Below are 17,044 nucleotides of genomic sequence, written 5' to 3' on the forward strand. Positions count from 1 at the left end.
GTCATACCAGCCGGCTGTTTCCCAGGTGTAGCCGCCGTCGAGCGAGCGGTAAGGGCCGGGGTCGGCCGAGCTGGCGACCATGACGACCCGGTCGCTGGCGAAGGTGGGGGAGAAGGCGATGGAAAAACGGCCGCTGCTCCCCAGGGTGAACGAATCCATCATCGTCCAACTGACGCCGCCGTCTGTAGAGAGGTAGACTGTGCCGCCCTGAGCAATCGCCAGCACCGTCTGGTCGTTGGCGAAGTCGGGCGAGAGGGCCAGGGCGCGAATATCGCCCTGGATACCCATTGGCGTCCAGTTAGCCCCGTCGTCAGTTGAACGATAGAGGCCGTCGTTGGCCACCAGGGCGAAGAGCGTCTGGTCGCTGGCGTAGCCGGGCGAAAAAGCCAGGGCAATGATGTCCCGTTCGCCCAGCCAGCCGCCTACCAGGGCAAAGTTATCGCCGCCGTCGGTCGAGACGTAGCTGAGATGATTGCTGCCGGTGAGCAGGTAGAGCGTCTGGTCGTTGGCGAAGTCGGGCGACAGGGCCAGGGCCAGACCGCCGGAAAAGGTGACGGAGCTGATCCAGGTGTCACCGCCATCGAGGGAGCGGCGCACCGTATAGCCGCTTTGCGGCGCGCCGGTGAGGGCAATGAGGGTGTTGTCTTCGGCGAAGGCGGGTGAGAGGCGCAGGTCTAGCGTGGTCCAGTCGCCGGAACCGGTGGGGGACCAATGAAAGCTGTCGTCCAGGCTGCGGTAGATGCCGCGCCCCTGGACGGCGGCGAACATTGGGCTGTCCCACTGGTGGTCTGGCGTGATGACAACATGGCTGATGCTGCCGCCGGTTGGGCCGGGCAGGCTGCCCCAGGCAGCGGGTGGATCGGCGGCGACGGTTTGGGCGGGCAAGGATGATGGGTAGAAGCTGATAAGCAGGCTGAAGCTGAACAGGAAACCGAGCAGGAGAACAGGTCTGATTCGCATGGGAAATCCTCTCTATTATGGGAAAGAGGAGGTGGCGTGCCCCAGTTTCGACTCGTACCGGCCGAACTACCCCAGAAGCGCCACGGCGAAAACGGCCGTTTTGCACATTGCTTGCATGATAACATAGGCGGCGGGGGGAATAGGCGCGGATTTTATGCCTTCTTCACGTCGGCAGCGGAACCGCTAACGTGCCGCGCATCCATTGGTCGAGCGATTGTTTACATGGTAACGGCCGTCTGTTATAATGGTTATGTTCATTAGCCCCTAACACAGCATAAAACCATATTGCCAGACCTTCGCATTCCAGGATTTTAGCGCCCACTACAATCCTAATGAATGACGGCATTGGTTACAGGAGGTGATGTTATCGTTTAATGCGCGACGTCAGGAAGTTTCATTGGTTTTTGGGCAACCTCAGACCATTATCCAACCAGGGGAACACTCGCTGCCACACTGCTCATCAGGCGCCATACAGCTGACTGTCAGCGCGGGGGAGACCACGGTGACTGATCCAACACCCAGCTACGAACAACTCCAACCTATAGGAGATGAGACATGAACAAGCAGCTTGAATTTGATACCAAACCCACTCTAGACTGGTCCCGTTACCTTGTATTGGCCTTTTTAGTCGGCAGCGTCATGGCGGTGATGTTATTGGCGTTTACGGCCGTGCCGCGCACCCAGGCAGAGCTGGCCGGGGCCGGCGGGGCCTCCATTTGCGGCACTAAGTTCAACGACCTGAACGGCAACGGCGCCTGGGACAATCCTCCAGAGCAGGGACTGCCCGGCTGGACAATTCAACTGAGCGGCGGCGTCGGCACAGTCCTCTCCGCCACCACCAACGTCAATGGCCTTTATTGCTTCGACAATTTGCCCGATGGCCCATACGTCGTGCAAGAAATCAACCAACTGGGTTGGCAGCAAACCTTCCCATTGGACCCAATCGGCGGTCCTGGCGTCCATAACGTCATCATCACCAATGGGCAGCCACGTGATGGCCTTGATTTCGGTAATCGCGAGGAACTGGGCAACAGCGGCATTTGGGGTAAGAAGTTTTATGACGTTGACAACAACGGCCAATGGGATGTTGGCGAACCTGGATTACCCGGCTGGGTTATCCAACTAGTGGGCGATAACAGCACCACCCTAACCACCACCACAGACGCCACCGGCACTTATTGGTTTACCGGGATTGCCACCGGCACTTATACCATCACAGAACAATTAAAACCCGGTTGGACACAAACATTCCCCCTGCCTCCTGGCAATCATGTAGTGCTTTTTGTGCCGCCACAAGTCATTGGAAACCTGAACTTTGGCAACTACATCCAACCCGGCGAAATCCACGGCCAAAAATTCTTTGATGCCGACGGCGATGGCCTGCAAGACCCCGGCGAAAATGGTCTGCCCAACTGGACCATTCAGGTGCAGAGCAATAATGTCGTCACGTCTACCACCACCGACAACCAGGGCAATTATTGGTTTATGAATCTGCCGCCAGGCAGTTACGTGGTGTCAGAAGTCCAGCCACCGCCCATTTGGAACGGACAACAAATGATTCAGTGGGTTCAAACAGCGCCCGTCACTGGCACCTACACCCTTCAACTTGATCCCGGCGAAGTGATAACCGACGCCGATTTTGGCAACTGGCAGGGCGGCAAAAATGACTTTTGCATGATCCCTTGGGATAATCACTTCCTGAACACAACTTCTTTACTGACGGAGATCTACATCTTTAATACTTCCACCACTGCGCAGAAAGGGTACACCGTGCAGTTGGTTGGTCCCACCACATTCAACGTGTTAACACAACTGCCCATTTCGCTGAATCCATTCCAATATGGCGTGGTGCAGATTAATGTGGACTATCCCAGTATGTTTACCGGGCCTTCGCAGTCCACTGTGTTCCAGGCAGTGGTGACCAATCTGGACACCGGCACATCTTTCACTTGCCAGGCCGCGTTGTGGTCTTTTTCGCCAATATGGTGGACTAGCCCCAATGTCAATTCTGGCCTCAGCGGTGGTATTCCCTTTGGCTTTACCCAAAACATCAGCTTCACGGTGCAAAATAACAGCGTTCGCTCCACGCATGGTCTCAACGGCGGTGGGGACGCCACCTACCGGGTTTGGGCGATGACGCGCGGGATGGAACCGACACCGGCTGTCAGCCTGAATGGGCTGCCGCCCGGCGTAGCCATTACCGGGACCATTGCCAACACGCCGGGAGAAACCCACATTCCTATCTCGGTGCAGTACACCGAGTTTGTCCTGTTAGGCCCCACCGACATTATTCTGGAAATGGATGTGACCGGTGATGGCGAAGTGGATATGGTGACATCGTATCTGTTTTACATTGAACCACCGCGTCTATTTTTACCGGTGGTTGTAAAGCCATAACCTGACACGCAGCCAACCAAAGCGGCGGCTGGACAACCAGCCGCCGCTTTGTAACCATCCCAAAATTAGTTCGTAGTGGCGGCTTTAGCCGTCCAGACCGCTGAAGCGGTTACTACAAACCCAAAACGGGAAGTAATTTTGGGATGATCCCTTAGGAACACGGATTAAATACCCTACGGAACTTCACGGCGTCATGCCTGCGAAGGCAGGCATCCACTCCTGTAACAACATGGATTCCCGCCTTCGCGGGAATGACGAGTCCCGCACTTAATTGAATTTTCGTTCCTAACGCAAGTTTATCTCTGCGCCTCCAGCAATTCCAATGATGAACCTGGCGTAGGGCTGGACGGCGCGGAGAAAACGCCATTTTTCACTGCCAGCACCTGACCGCGCCTTCCCGCCCCTACCATCATTGGAATTGCTGCTGCGTCTTTGCGTTAAATTATCTTCGAAGGAGGTAGAAAGATGGATCTAGCAGCAATTCTCGTCTCGCAGTATCTGGCCTCACTGGAAATGCTCAAGCAGACAATTACCCTGTGCCCGGAGCCGCTTTGGAATGCGGCGAACGACAGGAATAAATTCTGGCAGGTCGCCTACCATGCCCTCTACTTTACCCATGAGTATCTGGCAGACTCTTATGAATCCTTTACGCCCTGGATCAAGCATCGGGAAGTGTACGACTTCGATGACTCGCAGGTCTTCGAGCCTTACGATAAAGACACAATCTTGGAGTACCTGGCCTTCTGCCAGCAGCATGTTGTGGAAAGAATACCAAAGTTGAATCTGGAAGCGCCGGAAGGGCATGGTAGGTCTTTGATCACGTTAGAGCTGCAAATCTACTCGATCCGGCACTTGATGCAGCATACCGGCGAGCTGATGGAACGGCTCGGCTCTCGCACAGGCGCAGAGATTGATTGGGTGGGATGGAAACATGGCTAGTTGAACACAGCGAGGCGCGTGGGCAAAAACAATGGAGGCAGCATGAACATTATCACCTGGCGAACGATCATCTGGCAGCAGTTCGAGGCGGTCATAGATATGCTTGGCGACGCTATAAAGTTCTGCGCGGACCATCTCTGGACGGCCGTTTTGTGGGACGAACCGGATAACGCTGAGTACGGACAATTCTCGTTTGTGGCTTACCATGCCCTGTTCTGCTGTATGCGCCACGTTCAGGAACACGCCGCGCACTTGAGTTTCCTGCTCACGCAGCACGGTGTGACGGGTTTTGATTGGGTAACCCAGGCCAGAAACATAACCTCTTCTGACTGCGCATCTCTACAATAGGCCATTATGCTGACTATCAACATTGAAACAGCCCGTCGTTTTATCCTCGGTAAGCAGGGCTTGTGGCCGGGGCGGCGCTGGCGCGGCGTGGCGGGCACAGCCCAGGCCATGCACGCCATGGAATATTTGCAGCTCGACCCCCTGCAAATCATCGCCCGCAGCCAGGACATCAAGCTGTACGGCCGTGTCCTTGATTACACACCTGGTATATGGGAAGATGTGACCTACCAGCAGCGCCAATTCTTTGACTGGGGTGGCTGGCTGGCTGCCCGGCCAATGGACGAACTGCCGCACTGGCGCGTGGTCATGCGCCGCGAGCGTGATACCCACGCCGTGCGCATTCGCGATATGGCGCGCGACCACGCCGAGGCCATCGTCGAAATGCGGGCCATTTTGCAGGAGCGCGGTACCGTGAGCAATCGCGACTTCAAGATGGCGACGCGGACACGAACGCAAAGTTATCGCGGCCGTAAGGACAGCGCGCTCGCTTTGTATTATTTATGGCGTACCGGTGAAGTGATGACCCACCACCGCGAGAACTTCGAACGTGTGTACGCCCTGACTGAAAACGTCGCCCCGGCGCATCACATTCGCGAAAGCGACGAGGCTGAGACTGACCGCTTCCTGATTAAAAAGGATATCAGCTTCTCCGGCCTGTCACGGGCGAGCCGTGTGAGTGATTCGTTTCACCGCGGCGTGCCCTTTGGCAAAGTCAAGCAGATGCTCGAAGCGATGTTGGCGGTTGGCGATCTCATCGAGGTGCAGGTTGAAGGTTGGAAGGCGATGCACTACGCGCTCGGCAGCGACGTCCAGGCGCTGCACGATTTGAGCGCCGAGCGCGTGCCCCAGGCGTGGACGCCGCTGGACACAACCACGACGGAAGAGGTCGTCTTCCTGGCGCCGCTCGATCCTGTCAGCGCGCGCGGGCGCGCCAAAGTTCTATTTGGCTTCGACTATGTGTGGGAAGTGTATAAACCGGTGGACAAGCGCAAGTTCGGTTATTACACGCTGCCGGTTTTGTGGGGCGACCGGCTCGTGGCGCGCTTCGACAGCAAACTCGACCGGGCAACCAGCACGTTCGTTATCTTGGGCTTGTGGTTGGAAGATGAGGCCCTCGGCAAAGATGAGGCATTTGCCGAGGTATTGGCTCGCGGGTTTACCCGATTCATCACTTTTCTCGGCGCAAACAAGCTGGATGCAAAGGCGATTCGTGAGCCGCTGCTGCGCCAACGAGTACAGGCTTCATAAACCGTAAAATCAGGCTGGGTATAGGCCCATAAAACCAGCAAGAATGCATTACCCATGAGAATGCCCATTGGCCTGTTATCTTGATGCTTTCCTCTTCGACGTATTCATAGGTGGGCAAAACCACCTAGATAACCCTTTTTGGTTCTGGCTTGTCCTGGTTAGGTGGTTGACGCCAGATATAGGGGCAACCACGTAGGGGACAGATTCTCAGGAGAGCCAGCGTTTGCGCCGCTTGTAGTGCTTGACATCGCGGTAGCTTTTGCGCGCGCCAACTTCGTTGAGTCCCAGGTAAAACTCGCGCACATCGGCGTTGTCTTTGAGTTGGGCCGGTTCGCCAGTGAGGACGATACGGCCGTTTTCCATAATGTACGCATAGTCAGCCACATCCAACGCGATACGAGCGTTCTGCTCTACCAACAAAATGGTCGTACCCTGCTCCTGGTTGATGCGCTTAATGATCTCAAAAATGCTCATCACCAGTAGCGGGGCCAGCCCCAACGATGGCTCGTCGAGCATAATCAGCCGCGGCCGGGCCATCATCGCCCGGCCGATAGCCAACATCTGCTGCTCGCCACCGGAGAGATAACCGGCCGTTTGTCGCCGTCGCTCTTTCAGGCGGGGAAAATAAGTAAACACCATTTCGATGTCTTGCTTTATCCCGCCCCGGTCCTGGCGTGTGTAAGCGCCAGCGACCAGATTCTGCTCCACATCCAGATGCTCGAACACCCGCCGCCCTTCCATCACCTGGAAAACGCCGCGCCGCACCACGTCGGCCGCGTCTAAATCCTGAATTTTCTCATTCTCGAACAGAATCTCGCCATCGGTCACTTCCCCATTTTCCGCCTTCAACAGCCCAGAAATGGCTTTCAGCGTCGTGGACTTGCCCGCTCCATTGGAACCAAGCAGGGCCACAATCTTACCCTGGGGAACTTCCAGCGACATTCCCTTCAGCACCAGGATGACATCGTTATAAATGACTTCGACGTTATTAAGCGCGAGCATGTTCACTCCGAAAACGGTTGGGAGTTGCCAGTTGTCAGTGGGACAGTTCTTGCCTAACAACCAGCAATCCCAACCATCAACTACTGTCCTCAGCCACCGGCACGGATGTAATCGGTCAGCCGTTGGTGGATGCCGTTGCGTACCTGGTACAGTTGCAGCGATTTGTTGCCGCTGTGGTCGCTGCTGTTGTAGGTGAGCGGCGCGGTTACGCCACCGGTTTCATAATTCGTGAAAGTCTCCAGCGCCGCTTTGATGTTGGGGCCGGTCACTTCTTGACCATTGGCGATAACTTTGGCGATGGCGTCTACCATGACGCGCATGGTAGTCCAGCCCTGCACGTAATGGACGCCCAATTCATCCAGGTCCTTACCGATTTTTTCGGTGTACGGCCGTATTTCACTCTCGATCAACGCCGCGCCGCTGCCGGGAAAGGCAAAGGGGCTGGCCGCCAACGTGCCTTCGGCCGCATCCCCAGCCAAACGGACAAACAACTCATCGGCGCACCAGTTCAGGCAGACGATCCCGACGTCCAGGCCCAAACGGGCCACGTCTTTAACTAAAGTGGCGGCCGGCGAGGAGACATTTTGGATGACGATATATTGCGCCCCGGCATCTTTTACCTGTGTAAGCTGCGCCGTAAAGTCAGAGGTTCCGGCCGGCATGGGGATGCCGATAACCGTCATGCCGTTGGCTTCTGCCCACCGGCGACCATCTTCCAACGGTGATGTGCCGAAGGGGCTGTCATGGTGCATCAGAGCAACAACGGTCGCCCCGTCTTCTTTGGCGTGTTGTAAACCGATGATGAATTGATCAGAGTAAGAAGTGCCCGCCAGGAAATTGTAGGGCGTTTCTTCTGGATTGGTAAGAGCGGCCGAGTAAGAAGCGGACATGAACGGGATTTCATCTTCAGTGACCCGGCCGCGCAGCGCTTCCGTATCGCCCGTGCCCCAACCCTGGAAGGCCACAACACCCTGAGAGGTGTATTGGCTGTATAACTGCTCTGCCTGGTCTACTTTGTAGGCGTAATCCTGGGAAAGCAGTTCGATTTGCCGGCCGCCCACCCCCCCATTTTCGTTGATGAACTTTACAAAATCGCGGATGCCATCCGCATACGGCGTACCAACATCGGCCGTTGCCCCAGTCAGATCATGTACAGCGCCGATTTTAATGGGGCCGGTGGCCGAATCGCCGTCGCTGCGGCCACCACAGGCTGCCAGGGCCAGGCTGGCAAGCAGAACCAAAACAAACAACATCGTCCTTTTCTTAAACATCTTCTTTATCCTCCTTAAAATGCAACAGACACAGATGCGACGCACTCTTAACGCGCGCGCTGCGTCTACAACTCACAGCTAATAGCTGAACGGCCACAGACGGAAATAATCCTTCACGTTGCGCCAGATTTTGGCAATGCCTTCCGGCTCAAAAATCAAGAACAAAATAATGACAACACCAAATGAGCCGCGCTGAATGAAAGGCATAATTCCCGCCAGTTGCGGGACAGAGCCACCCAGGAACGTCCCCAGATTTGACAAGAGGGCCGGCAGCAAGGTGATGAGAATGGCTCCATAAATAGAGCCGGAGACAGACCCCATCCCGCCGATGATGATCATAGCCAGGACGGTAATGGACATTTCAATGGTAAATCGTTCGTAATTGACGATGCCACGATATTGGGCCAACATCGCCCCGGACATGCCAATGATGAAGGAAGAGGTGGCAAAGGCGAGCAGTTTGTAACGGAAGATGTTCACCCCCATTACCTCGGCGGCGATGTCCTGATCGCGTATGGCGATAAAAGCGCGGCCGATTCTGGAACGGAACAGGTTGACGGCAAACATGACCGTGAGGACCAGGAAAAAGAGGGTAACCCAATAAAAATTGAAGTCGGTACTCATTCTCTGGCCGAACAGCCGGGGCGCGGGCACAACCAATGCCTCGACGCCACCGGTGAACGGCGAGCGTATAATTGCCCATTCAATGATTTGTTGCGCGGCCAGCGTGGCAATAGCCAGATACAGCCCTTTCAGGCGCAGGGAGGGCAGGCCAAAAAACGCGCCAACGGCCGCTGTCACCAAACTGGCAATAGGGATTGTCAGCCACCAGGGCAGCCCCAATTCCAACACCAACAGGCCGGAGCCATATGCGCCAATCGCCATGAAACCGCCGGTTCCCAGGCTGATCTGTCCGGTGAAGCCGGTGAGGATGTTCAGGCCAATGGCGGCAATCGCCATAATGCCTACCTGGTTAGCCAGCGTGAGCTGGTAGGTGTTGGCCGTGAAGGGGAAAATGACCACCAGGAGAATGACAATTATAATGCGGATGCGCATGAGCGGCGTCGGCCGTAAGCGCATATCTTCGCGGTAGGTGCTGTGAAAAACGCCAGATTCCATGTTTGGTGTTCCGTGTTTTGTATACAGTGTTTAGTGTTCGGTGTTCAGTGTTTTGTGTTCAGGATTCGGATGGTGGCTCAGACGCGCTCGATGCGTATTTCGCCGAATAAGCCGTAAGGTTTCACCATGAGTATGAAGATGAGAACAATGAAAGGGATGACAGAGGCCAGCCCTAACTCTGGAGCGGTATAGCCGGCCGTATATACCTCCAGTAAGCCAATGATAATGCCACCCACGATCGCGCCAGGGATGGAGTCGAGGCCGCCTAAAATGACGACGGGGAAGACGCGCAGGCCAAAGCCGGAAAGGGCGGCGGCGTTTAGCTCAATGATGTTGGCGACGATGACCCCGGCCAGGGCGGCCACGACGGCTGAGATAGACCAGGCGATGGCGAACACCCGCTTGACGCTGATGCCCATGCTGAGAGCGGCCTGCTGATCGTCGGCTGTGGCGCGCATGGCGATGCCTTCTTTGGAGTAACGGAAGAAGATCATGAAGATGACCAGCAGCACAACGACCAGGCCCAGGGCGATTAATCTGTCGGCGGAGATGATGGCCCCGGCGATGTCTAATGGGGTGCGGGGCAGGAAGGAGGGGAAGGCGCGGCCGGTGGTCCCCCAGATGGTATTGACGATGGACCTGAGCAGACTGGATAGGCCGATCGTGACCATGATGACGGAAATGATCGGCTCGCCAATCATGGGGCGGAGGATGAATCGCTCCACGACGATGCCCAGCAGCACGGCTACGATCATTGTCAGCAGCACGCCCAAGGTCCAGGGCAGGCCAAACTGCACGACAAAGGCGTAAGTAATGTAGGCCCCGACCATCAAGAAGTCGCCCTGGGCGAAGTTGATGACGTCGCTCGCTTTATAAATCAGGACAAAACCCAACGCTACCAGCGACAGTACGGCGCCATTGGTCAACCCGGTTAGCGTCAGTTGGATGAATTTTTCCATAGTTAGCCCTTTAGTTCGTATTCCGTGTTCACGGTTCACGGATTACGGATTACGGTTCACGCTCCGTTCAACGATTCAATCTTCAACCTTGTCTTGATGATGGCGGAACGGCCGTCTTGATACGTAATCGCCGATTCCACATCCAGGTGGTCATTCTGGCTGTACAACGCCGAAATAATGTCATCGTAGCGTTGGGCGACATACTTGCGCCGCACCTTGCGCGTGCGCGTCAGCTCTGCGTCATCGGCGTCTAGCTCCTTGTGCAGCAGCAAAAAGCGCTTAATACGCGCCGCTTCTGGCAGGTCCACATTGGCCGTCTCCACCTGCCGGCGCACCAACGCATACACTTCCGGTTTCTGCGCCAGGTCTGTGTAGGTGGTGTAGGCAATCTGATGGTTCTCCGCCCATTTACCCGCATTGGCCATGTCAATGTTGATCATCGCCGTCACAAACGGCCAATCGCCGCCAAACACCACTGCCTCGCGCACATAAGGGCTAAATTTCAGCTTGTTCTCAATAAACTGTGGGCTGAATTTCGTGCCGTCATGCAGCGTCATCACGTCTTTGGCTCGGTCAATCACAATCAGATGCCCATCTTCGTCGAAGTAACCAGCGTCGCCGGAATACATCCAATCCTCACGCAGCGATTCGTGCGTCGCTTCCTCGTTGCCGTAATAACCGGCAAACACCGACCCCGACTTCAACAAAATCTCGCCATTCTCGGCGATACGCACTTCTGTGCCGGGGACCGGCGTACCAACCGTCTGGAATTTCACATCGCCGTCGCGGTGCAGCACGCTGATACCGCTGGCTTCGGTCTGACCATAAATTTGCTTCAGGTTAACGCCCAGAGCATGGAAAAAGCGAAATACGTCTGGCCCCAACGCCGCGCCGCCGGTGTAAGCCCGCTTCAGATGGCGCAGCCCCAAGTGGTCTTTAATGGCCTGAAAAACCAGCCAATCGGCCAGGATGTATTGCGTTTTCAACGCAAAAGTGGGCGTTTCTTTGCGGAAGCGCAGGTCGGCGATTTGGTAGCCTACGCCTATTGCCCAGTCATACAGTTTTTTCTTCAGGCGGGAGCTGTCTTCCATCTTCACCAACACCTGGCTGACCATGTTTTCCCAGATGCGCGGCGGACTGAACATGGAGTGTGGTCCAATTTCGCGGATGTTTTGCTGTACGGTTTCTGGCGCTTCGGGGAAGTGCAGTGGAAAGCCGTTTTGCAGGAAGCAGGCAAAGGACATCATTTGTTCGCCAATCCAGGCCAGCGGCAAAAAGCTGACGAAGCGGTCATCAGCTGTTAACGGGTCTAAAGTCAGCAGGCCGCGCCCCTGGGTGATGAGGTTGCGATGGCGAATCATGGCTAACTTAGGATAGCCAGTGGTGCCAGACGTGGTGGAGAGAATGGCAATGTCCTCGCCGCTGCCGGCGGCAACCTGTTGTTCGTACCAGCCGGGGTGCGCTTTTTCGTATTCTTCGCCTAATTTTTCCACGTCAGGGAAAAACATCAGGAACTCTTCCGTGTAGCTGCGCAGCCCTTTGGGGTCGTAGTAGATAACGCGATGGACGGTCTCTTTGAGGTCGTCCCACATTTCCAGGACTTTGTCCACCTGTTCCTGGTCTTCGACCACGATAAATTTGACGCGAGCGTGGGTGATGATGTAGATCATTTCACTAACGACAGCGTCTTGGTAGATGCCAATGCTTTTGGCCCCGGCGGCCTGCGCGGCCAGTTCGGCCATCACCCATTCTGGCCGATTGTCGCCGATGATGGCGACGGTGCTGTCTGGCTCCAGACCCAGGCTAACCAACCCCAGGCAGAAATGGCGCACGCGGCGCTCCAATTCGGCCCAGGTCATAGATTGCCAGACGCCGTGATATTTTTCACGTAAGGCAATGCGCCTATCGCCAAATTCTTTGTTCCGTTCCAGGAGTAGTTGTGGAAATGTTTCGCCCATTTGTTTTTAGAGAAATGACGTTGGGTAGGGCGGCCCTTGTGCCGGCCCATCCGCCAGAGCGTATGATAAGGGTGCCCCACTACCTCTTTTTTGTGTATCTCAGCCGTGCGGCAAATCCTCGCCGAGATACGCCTGAACAACTTCCGGGTTTTGCTGCACTTCTTCCGGTGTGCCATCGCCGATTTTCATGCCGAAATTAAGGACGATGATGTGGTCGGAGATGTCCATGACGACGCCCATGTCGTGTTCGATGATGATGATGCTGACCCCATGTTCTTCGTTCACGTCGAGGACGAAGCGGGCCATGTCTTCTTTTTCTTCGCTGTTCATGCCGGCCATTGGTTCGTCTAGCACCAGCAGGCTGGGCTGCACGGCCAGGGCGCGGGCCAGTTCGACGCGCTTTTGCAGGCCATAGGAGAGCGCGCCGACAGTTTTTTTGCGAATAGCTTCGATTTCGAGCAGGTCTATGATGTCTTCGAGGAAGCGGCGGTTTTCGATTTCTTCTTTTTGGGCGCGGCCCCAAAAGAGGCCGCCGCTGAAGATGTTGGTTTTGAGGTGAATGTGCCGACCGAGCATGATGTTGTCTAGCACGGTCATGTGTTTGAAGAGTTCGATGTTTTGGAAAGAGCGGGCGATGCCGAGACGGGCGATTTCGTAGGGTTTGAGATGGGTGATGAGGTGTTCACGGCCGTTATAAAACGTAATCTTCCCTTTTTGTGGATGATACAGGCCGCTGATGCAGTTGAGCAGACTGGTCTTGCCCGCGCCGTTGGGTCCGATGATGGCCGTGATTTCGCCCTGACGCACTTCGAGGGAAACGGCCGTTAACGCCTGCACGCCGCCAAAAGCCAGAGAAATATCATCCACCACCAATTGCCTATCGCCCGGTTGTAGGGGGCTGCTGTTTAGGACATGATTAAAGCCGCGCGCCATAAATAGTCTCCTCTTCCGTGTCTGATCCGCCATCGGCAGGGTCAATTGTGGAGCAGATGAGGGGTAGTTTACTCACGAGGCGTTAATGAACTGTTTACACGGCCGTTAACGAGAAAAACGCAACTGTCAGGTTGGTTGGTTAGTGGGCTGGCGAACAAACCATCAAACCAACCAACCGCCAAACGTCAAGTTAACCACGAACTCCAGCTTCCTGGCGCATCACGAATCGAACGATGCGGCAACATTGGGGCCTTGTAAATCCAGGCCAGGAATCACCACCGCGCCAATACGCTCGCCACCCGGCCGGCCCTGGGCCACAGCGAGTTCATCCGACATGCCCAATTCCTCGAAAATCGTCGTCGCCCGAAAGTGGCAGTCTACCGCCCAGGCCGACTGCCCGGCGCGGTCATACAGGCGGCGCAGGGCCAGGTAGGTGCGCGCCAAATCCGGCCGGGCGCGAATCTGGCGCAAAATGTCGCGGGCGCGGATGAGATTGGCTTCAATGCGCCCCCAGTTCGGCTTGTTTAGACGCATTTCGGCTTCGGCATGAACACGCAGGCAAGCGGCCGTAGCCCACAAATCCCCCGTCCTCTCCGCCAATTCCAACGATTTCGCCGCTGTGCCCAGGGCCAATTCATACGCCCCTACCTGCGCCTGGCACTGCGCTAAAATCATCTGCACCGGATGCACCTGCACCCGATGTTCCACCCCTTCTGCCCATTGCAGCGCCGCCTGAATTTCCGCCGGACCTTGCTGCGGTTCGTCGCCATACGTCAGACAGCGCCCAATTACTGCGCGCAGCATAAAGGCGTGGGGCGTCATGCCCTCCTCGCGCCAGGTATCGCGCACCGGTTCGGCGATAGCCAGCGCCTGCGCCCATTCATGCAGTTCGGCATAAATAAAGGCCAACTGCATTCGGGCCACGACATGCGTTGCGCCGGTCAGGTCGGTGCGCGCCAGGTCCAGGCCGGTTTGCGCCGCGTCAATCGCCCGCTGCCAGGAGCCAACGCGGGCGTAAGCCACACCCAGATAACCATAAATCACTGGCAAATCGGGCGGCGCATACACCCGCCCAGCCAGATCAATATAACGCAGCAGGTAAGCAATGGCGTCGTCGTAATGGCTAAGAACGATGCCGGCGCGGGCCAACATGCGCAGCGCGGCAAAGCGCAGTTCGGCGTTGTCTAGTTCTTCGGCGTGGCGCAGGGTGCGGCGGCTGTAGCTGTCGGCGGTGGTCGGCTGGCCTTGCAGCCAAAATATCTGCGCCGAACGGTGAAAAATGCGCGCCAACCGGGTCATATCGCCCAGCGCTTCGGCCGTGCGCTCTATCTCTTGCAAAAGTTGCAGCGCTTTGCCGTGCGCCCCGGTAAAGGCGTAGGCCTGCGCCAGTTGCAAATTCAGGTCAATGCGTTCTGTCTGTTCGCCCTGGCGCGGCGCGGGGAAACGACCGAGCAGCCCAATTGCCCGCAAGCCAAATTCCCGCGCCTCGGCGTAAGAACGCACGCTCAGCGCCCGCTGACCAGCGCGCGCCAGGAAGGGCAGCGCCTTGCCCGGTTCCGTGCTGAGGTAGTAGTGATGGGCCAACTGGCCCGGGTCGGCGTCTGAACGGTGTTCGGCCAGGTGGTTGGCAATTTGCAGGTGAATCCACTGGCGGCGGGCGCGGCTAAGCTGCTGATAGGCCACCTGGCTGAGCATTTCGTGGGTGAAGTCGTAGCCATCGCTGGTTTCGCGTACCAGGGCGCGATCCAGCCATTCGTCCAGGGCGTTCAGCAGCGTTTCCGCATCAAACTGGCTGACGGCTTGCAGCAGGGCAAAGTCGAATTCACGGCCGATGGCCGCCGCCACGCCCAGGGCAGCGCGGCTCTCATCGCCGAGTTTATCCAGGCGGGTTTGGATGACGGACTGGATTTGCAGCGGGATGGCGAAGTAAGGGCGGCGGCCGGCGGCGTCTGTGGGTACGGATTGGGTCCAGTCGCCGCCGGCTTCCCGCACAGCGCGGATGGTTTCGATGATGAAGAAGGGATTGCCTTCGGTTTCTTCGTAGATGCGTCGGGTGAAGCGGGGGTCTAATGCGGCGTCACCCATCAGTTGGCGAACCAGATCGTAGGTTTCGCTTTGGGAGAGGCGGGAGAGTTGGCGCGTGCTGGCCCATTGCTGGCGTTGCAGGCGGCGCAGCAGGCTGGCGCGTTCATGGGGCAGGTCTTCGATGCGGGCGGCGCCGATGATGAGAAGCTGTGTTTGTCCGGCGCGCTGGGCCAGGTAGCCGAGGAAGTTCCAGGTAGGCGCGTCGGCCCAGTGGAGGTTGTCTAACAGCAGGATGACGGGCTGTTGGCGGGCCAGAGCGAAGATGAAATTGCCCAGACCCTCGATGATATGATGGGGTGAGCCGCTGTTGGGGGCGCTCATTTCCTGGCCGGGGAAGTAGGCGGGCAGGTCGGGGATGAGTGAGAGCAAGGGGGAGAGCCAGGGTGGCGGCGGTTGGAAGAGGGACCAGGGCAGGTCGGGGGCGGCGCCGCGTAGGGCCTGGCGAAAGGGGCTGTAGGGGATCATCGCTTCAAATTCGTGGCCCCGGCCGCGCAGCAGGTAAACAGGGGTGTCAATCTGGCCGAGCCATTCGTCGAGGAGGCGGGTTTTGCCGACGCCGGATTCGCCCTGGAGGAAGATGAAGTGGCCGTGGGAAACGGCCGTTTCCCCCCACCAACCATTCATCCAGGCCATATCTTCGGCGCGGCCAATAAAGGGAGAGGGCGGCGGTTGGGAGGTGGCGGTTGGGGGTTGGGGCGGTGGCATGGGCACGAAGGGTGGTTTGCCGCGCTGGATAATGTAGTCACCGGCGACCATGGCTTCATAAACGGCCGTTGTCTCTGGCAGCGGCTCGACGCCCAATTCCTCAGCCAAAATGGTGGCCAACTGCTGGTATTGTTGGGCGATGCGCGCCCGGTTACCGGCGGCGTAATGCAGGCGCATCAGGCGGGTATGGGCCGTTTCCAGGTAGGGTTCGGCTGTAAGGTATCGTTCGGCGGTGACAATAGCTTCGGCGAATTGGCCGGCCGCCTCCTGCTGGTCGCTGAGGCGCAGCAAGCATTCGCGGTAGAGGCGGGCCAATCGCTCCCGCTCCGGCCCCACCCAGTCATCGTAAATGTCGGCCAGCAGCTCGCCGCTGTAGATCTGAATAGCCAGAGGCAAGTTTTCATGGGGCGGCGAGGCGGCTTGTTCAAAGGCGGCCACGTCCAGCGTCCAGTCGGTGGGGGCGTTGAAACGCACCAGGTTGCCTTCGTTAAGAATGAGGCTGCCGGTGGGGTCTACCGGTTCCAGGGCGCGGCGGATGCGGTGGAGGTATTGGCGCAGGTTGCGCCGGGCGATTTGCTCGCTGCTGTGGGGCCAGAATTGGAAAGCCAGTCGGCGACGATCCAGGTTTTGCTCGCGGTGCAGCACCAGATAAGCAAAAAGGGACCGGGTAGTAGGGGATCCCAGGTCGAGAAGGGTGAAACTGGCCGTCTTGACCGTTAGTGCCTGAAATAATTGAACGTGCAGCATAACCATGGTTAGGCTGCAATTATAACAAGTGGGGCAAATTCGATAAACTGATCCGGTGTTTGGACAACAGGGCCAATATTCGGTAATCCATAATCCGTTGTCCGTTATCCGTTATTGGCTGCGGAAGGCGGTGATGGTGTTCAAGTAGGATTGGCTGGCGATGGAGACGCAGTTGTGTTGCTGCCACACACCACGACTCAATCGAAAATTGCTCCCTTCTGCCCAGCAGTTCTCAATTTATCATGGTGTATGGTAGGGGTGGGACGGCGCGCGCAGAAAACAGCCGCAGCGGACGGCCTTTTCCCGCGCCGTCTGTCCCGCCCCTACGGCTGGATTGCAAAATGAGAACTGCTGTCTTCCGCCAGAGTTGTTA

Annotated in this window: 11 protein-coding genes; 4 read left to right on the forward strand and 7 right to left on the reverse strand. The window is 57.0% G+C overall.

The genetic code is table 11. From position 1 onward, the window contains the following. Window positions 1-1,515 precede the first annotated feature (1,515 nt). From IPM39_12555 to IPM39_12570, 4 genes are all read left to right on the forward strand, one after another. Window positions 1,516-3,357: a carboxypeptidase regulatory-like domain-containing protein gene (locus IPM39_12555; GenBank protein ID MBK8986885.1), complete on the forward strand. Its 1,842-nt coding sequence runs from the start codon at window positions 1,516-1,518 to the stop codon at window positions 3,355-3,357. 465 nt (window positions 3,358-3,822) lie between these two features. Further along, entirely contained in the window at window positions 3,823-4,296 is a 474-nt protein-coding gene (locus IPM39_12560) for a DinB family protein (protein MBK8986886.1), read from the forward strand. A 42-nt stretch (window positions 4,297-4,338) separates the two neighbouring features. Next, window positions 4,339-4,644 (forward strand): hypothetical protein, encoded by a 306-nt coding sequence (locus IPM39_12565; GenBank protein ID MBK8986887.1) that lies wholly within the window; start codon window positions 4,339-4,341, stop codon window positions 4,642-4,644. 6 nt (window positions 4,645-4,650) lie between these two features. Next, window positions 4,651-5,892, forward strand: a complete 1,242-nt coding sequence (locus IPM39_12570) for a YcaQ family DNA glycosylase (GenBank protein MBK8986888.1) — start codon at window positions 4,651-4,653, stop codon at window positions 5,890-5,892. A gap of 207 nt (window positions 5,893-6,099) precedes the next feature. Here IPM39_12570 and IPM39_12575 read toward each other — a convergent pair whose 3' ends face one another. The 7 genes from IPM39_12575 to IPM39_12605 form a co-directional block, all read right to left on the reverse strand. Then, window positions 6,100-6,894, reverse strand: a complete 795-nt coding sequence (locus IPM39_12575) for an ABC transporter ATP-binding protein (protein MBK8986889.1) — start codon at window positions 6,892-6,894, stop codon at window positions 6,100-6,102. Window positions 6,895-6,983: 89 nt separating this feature from the next. After that, on the reverse strand, window positions 6,984-8,165 hold the full coding sequence (locus IPM39_12580; protein MBK8986890.1) for an ABC transporter substrate-binding protein: 1,182 nt from the start codon (window positions 8,163-8,165) through the stop codon (window positions 6,984-6,986). A 78-nt stretch (window positions 8,166-8,243) separates the two neighbouring features. After that, entirely contained in the window at window positions 8,244-9,284 is a 1,041-nt protein-coding gene (locus tag IPM39_12585; GenBank protein MBK8986891.1) for a branched-chain amino acid ABC transporter permease, read from the reverse strand. 77 nt (window positions 9,285-9,361) lie between these two features. Then, window positions 9,362-10,243, reverse strand: coding sequence for a branched-chain amino acid ABC transporter permease (locus tag IPM39_12590; protein MBK8986892.1), 882 nt, complete (start codon window positions 10,241-10,243; stop codon window positions 9,362-9,364). A 56-nt stretch (window positions 10,244-10,299) separates the two neighbouring features. Continuing rightward, complete coding sequence (locus IPM39_12595) at window positions 10,300-12,201, reverse strand: AMP-binding protein (GenBank protein MBK8986893.1); 1,902 nt, start codon at window positions 12,199-12,201, stop codon at window positions 10,300-10,302. Window positions 12,202-12,300: 99 nt separating this feature from the next. Beyond that, window positions 12,301-13,134: an ABC transporter ATP-binding protein gene (locus IPM39_12600; protein ID MBK8986894.1), complete on the reverse strand. Its 834-nt coding sequence runs from the start codon at window positions 13,132-13,134 to the stop codon at window positions 12,301-12,303. Window positions 13,135-13,353: 219 nt separating this feature from the next. Next, window positions 13,354-16,677 (reverse strand): AAA family ATPase, encoded by a 3,324-nt coding sequence (locus tag IPM39_12605; GenBank protein ID MBK8986895.1) that lies wholly within the window; start codon window positions 16,675-16,677, stop codon window positions 13,354-13,356. Window positions 16,678-17,044 lie beyond the last annotated feature (367 nt).

It is taken from the genome of Candidatus Leptovillus gracilis, assembly GCA_016716065.1.
GTDB lineage: Bacteria > Chloroflexota > Anaerolineae > Promineifilales > Promineifilaceae > Leptovillus > Leptovillus gracilis.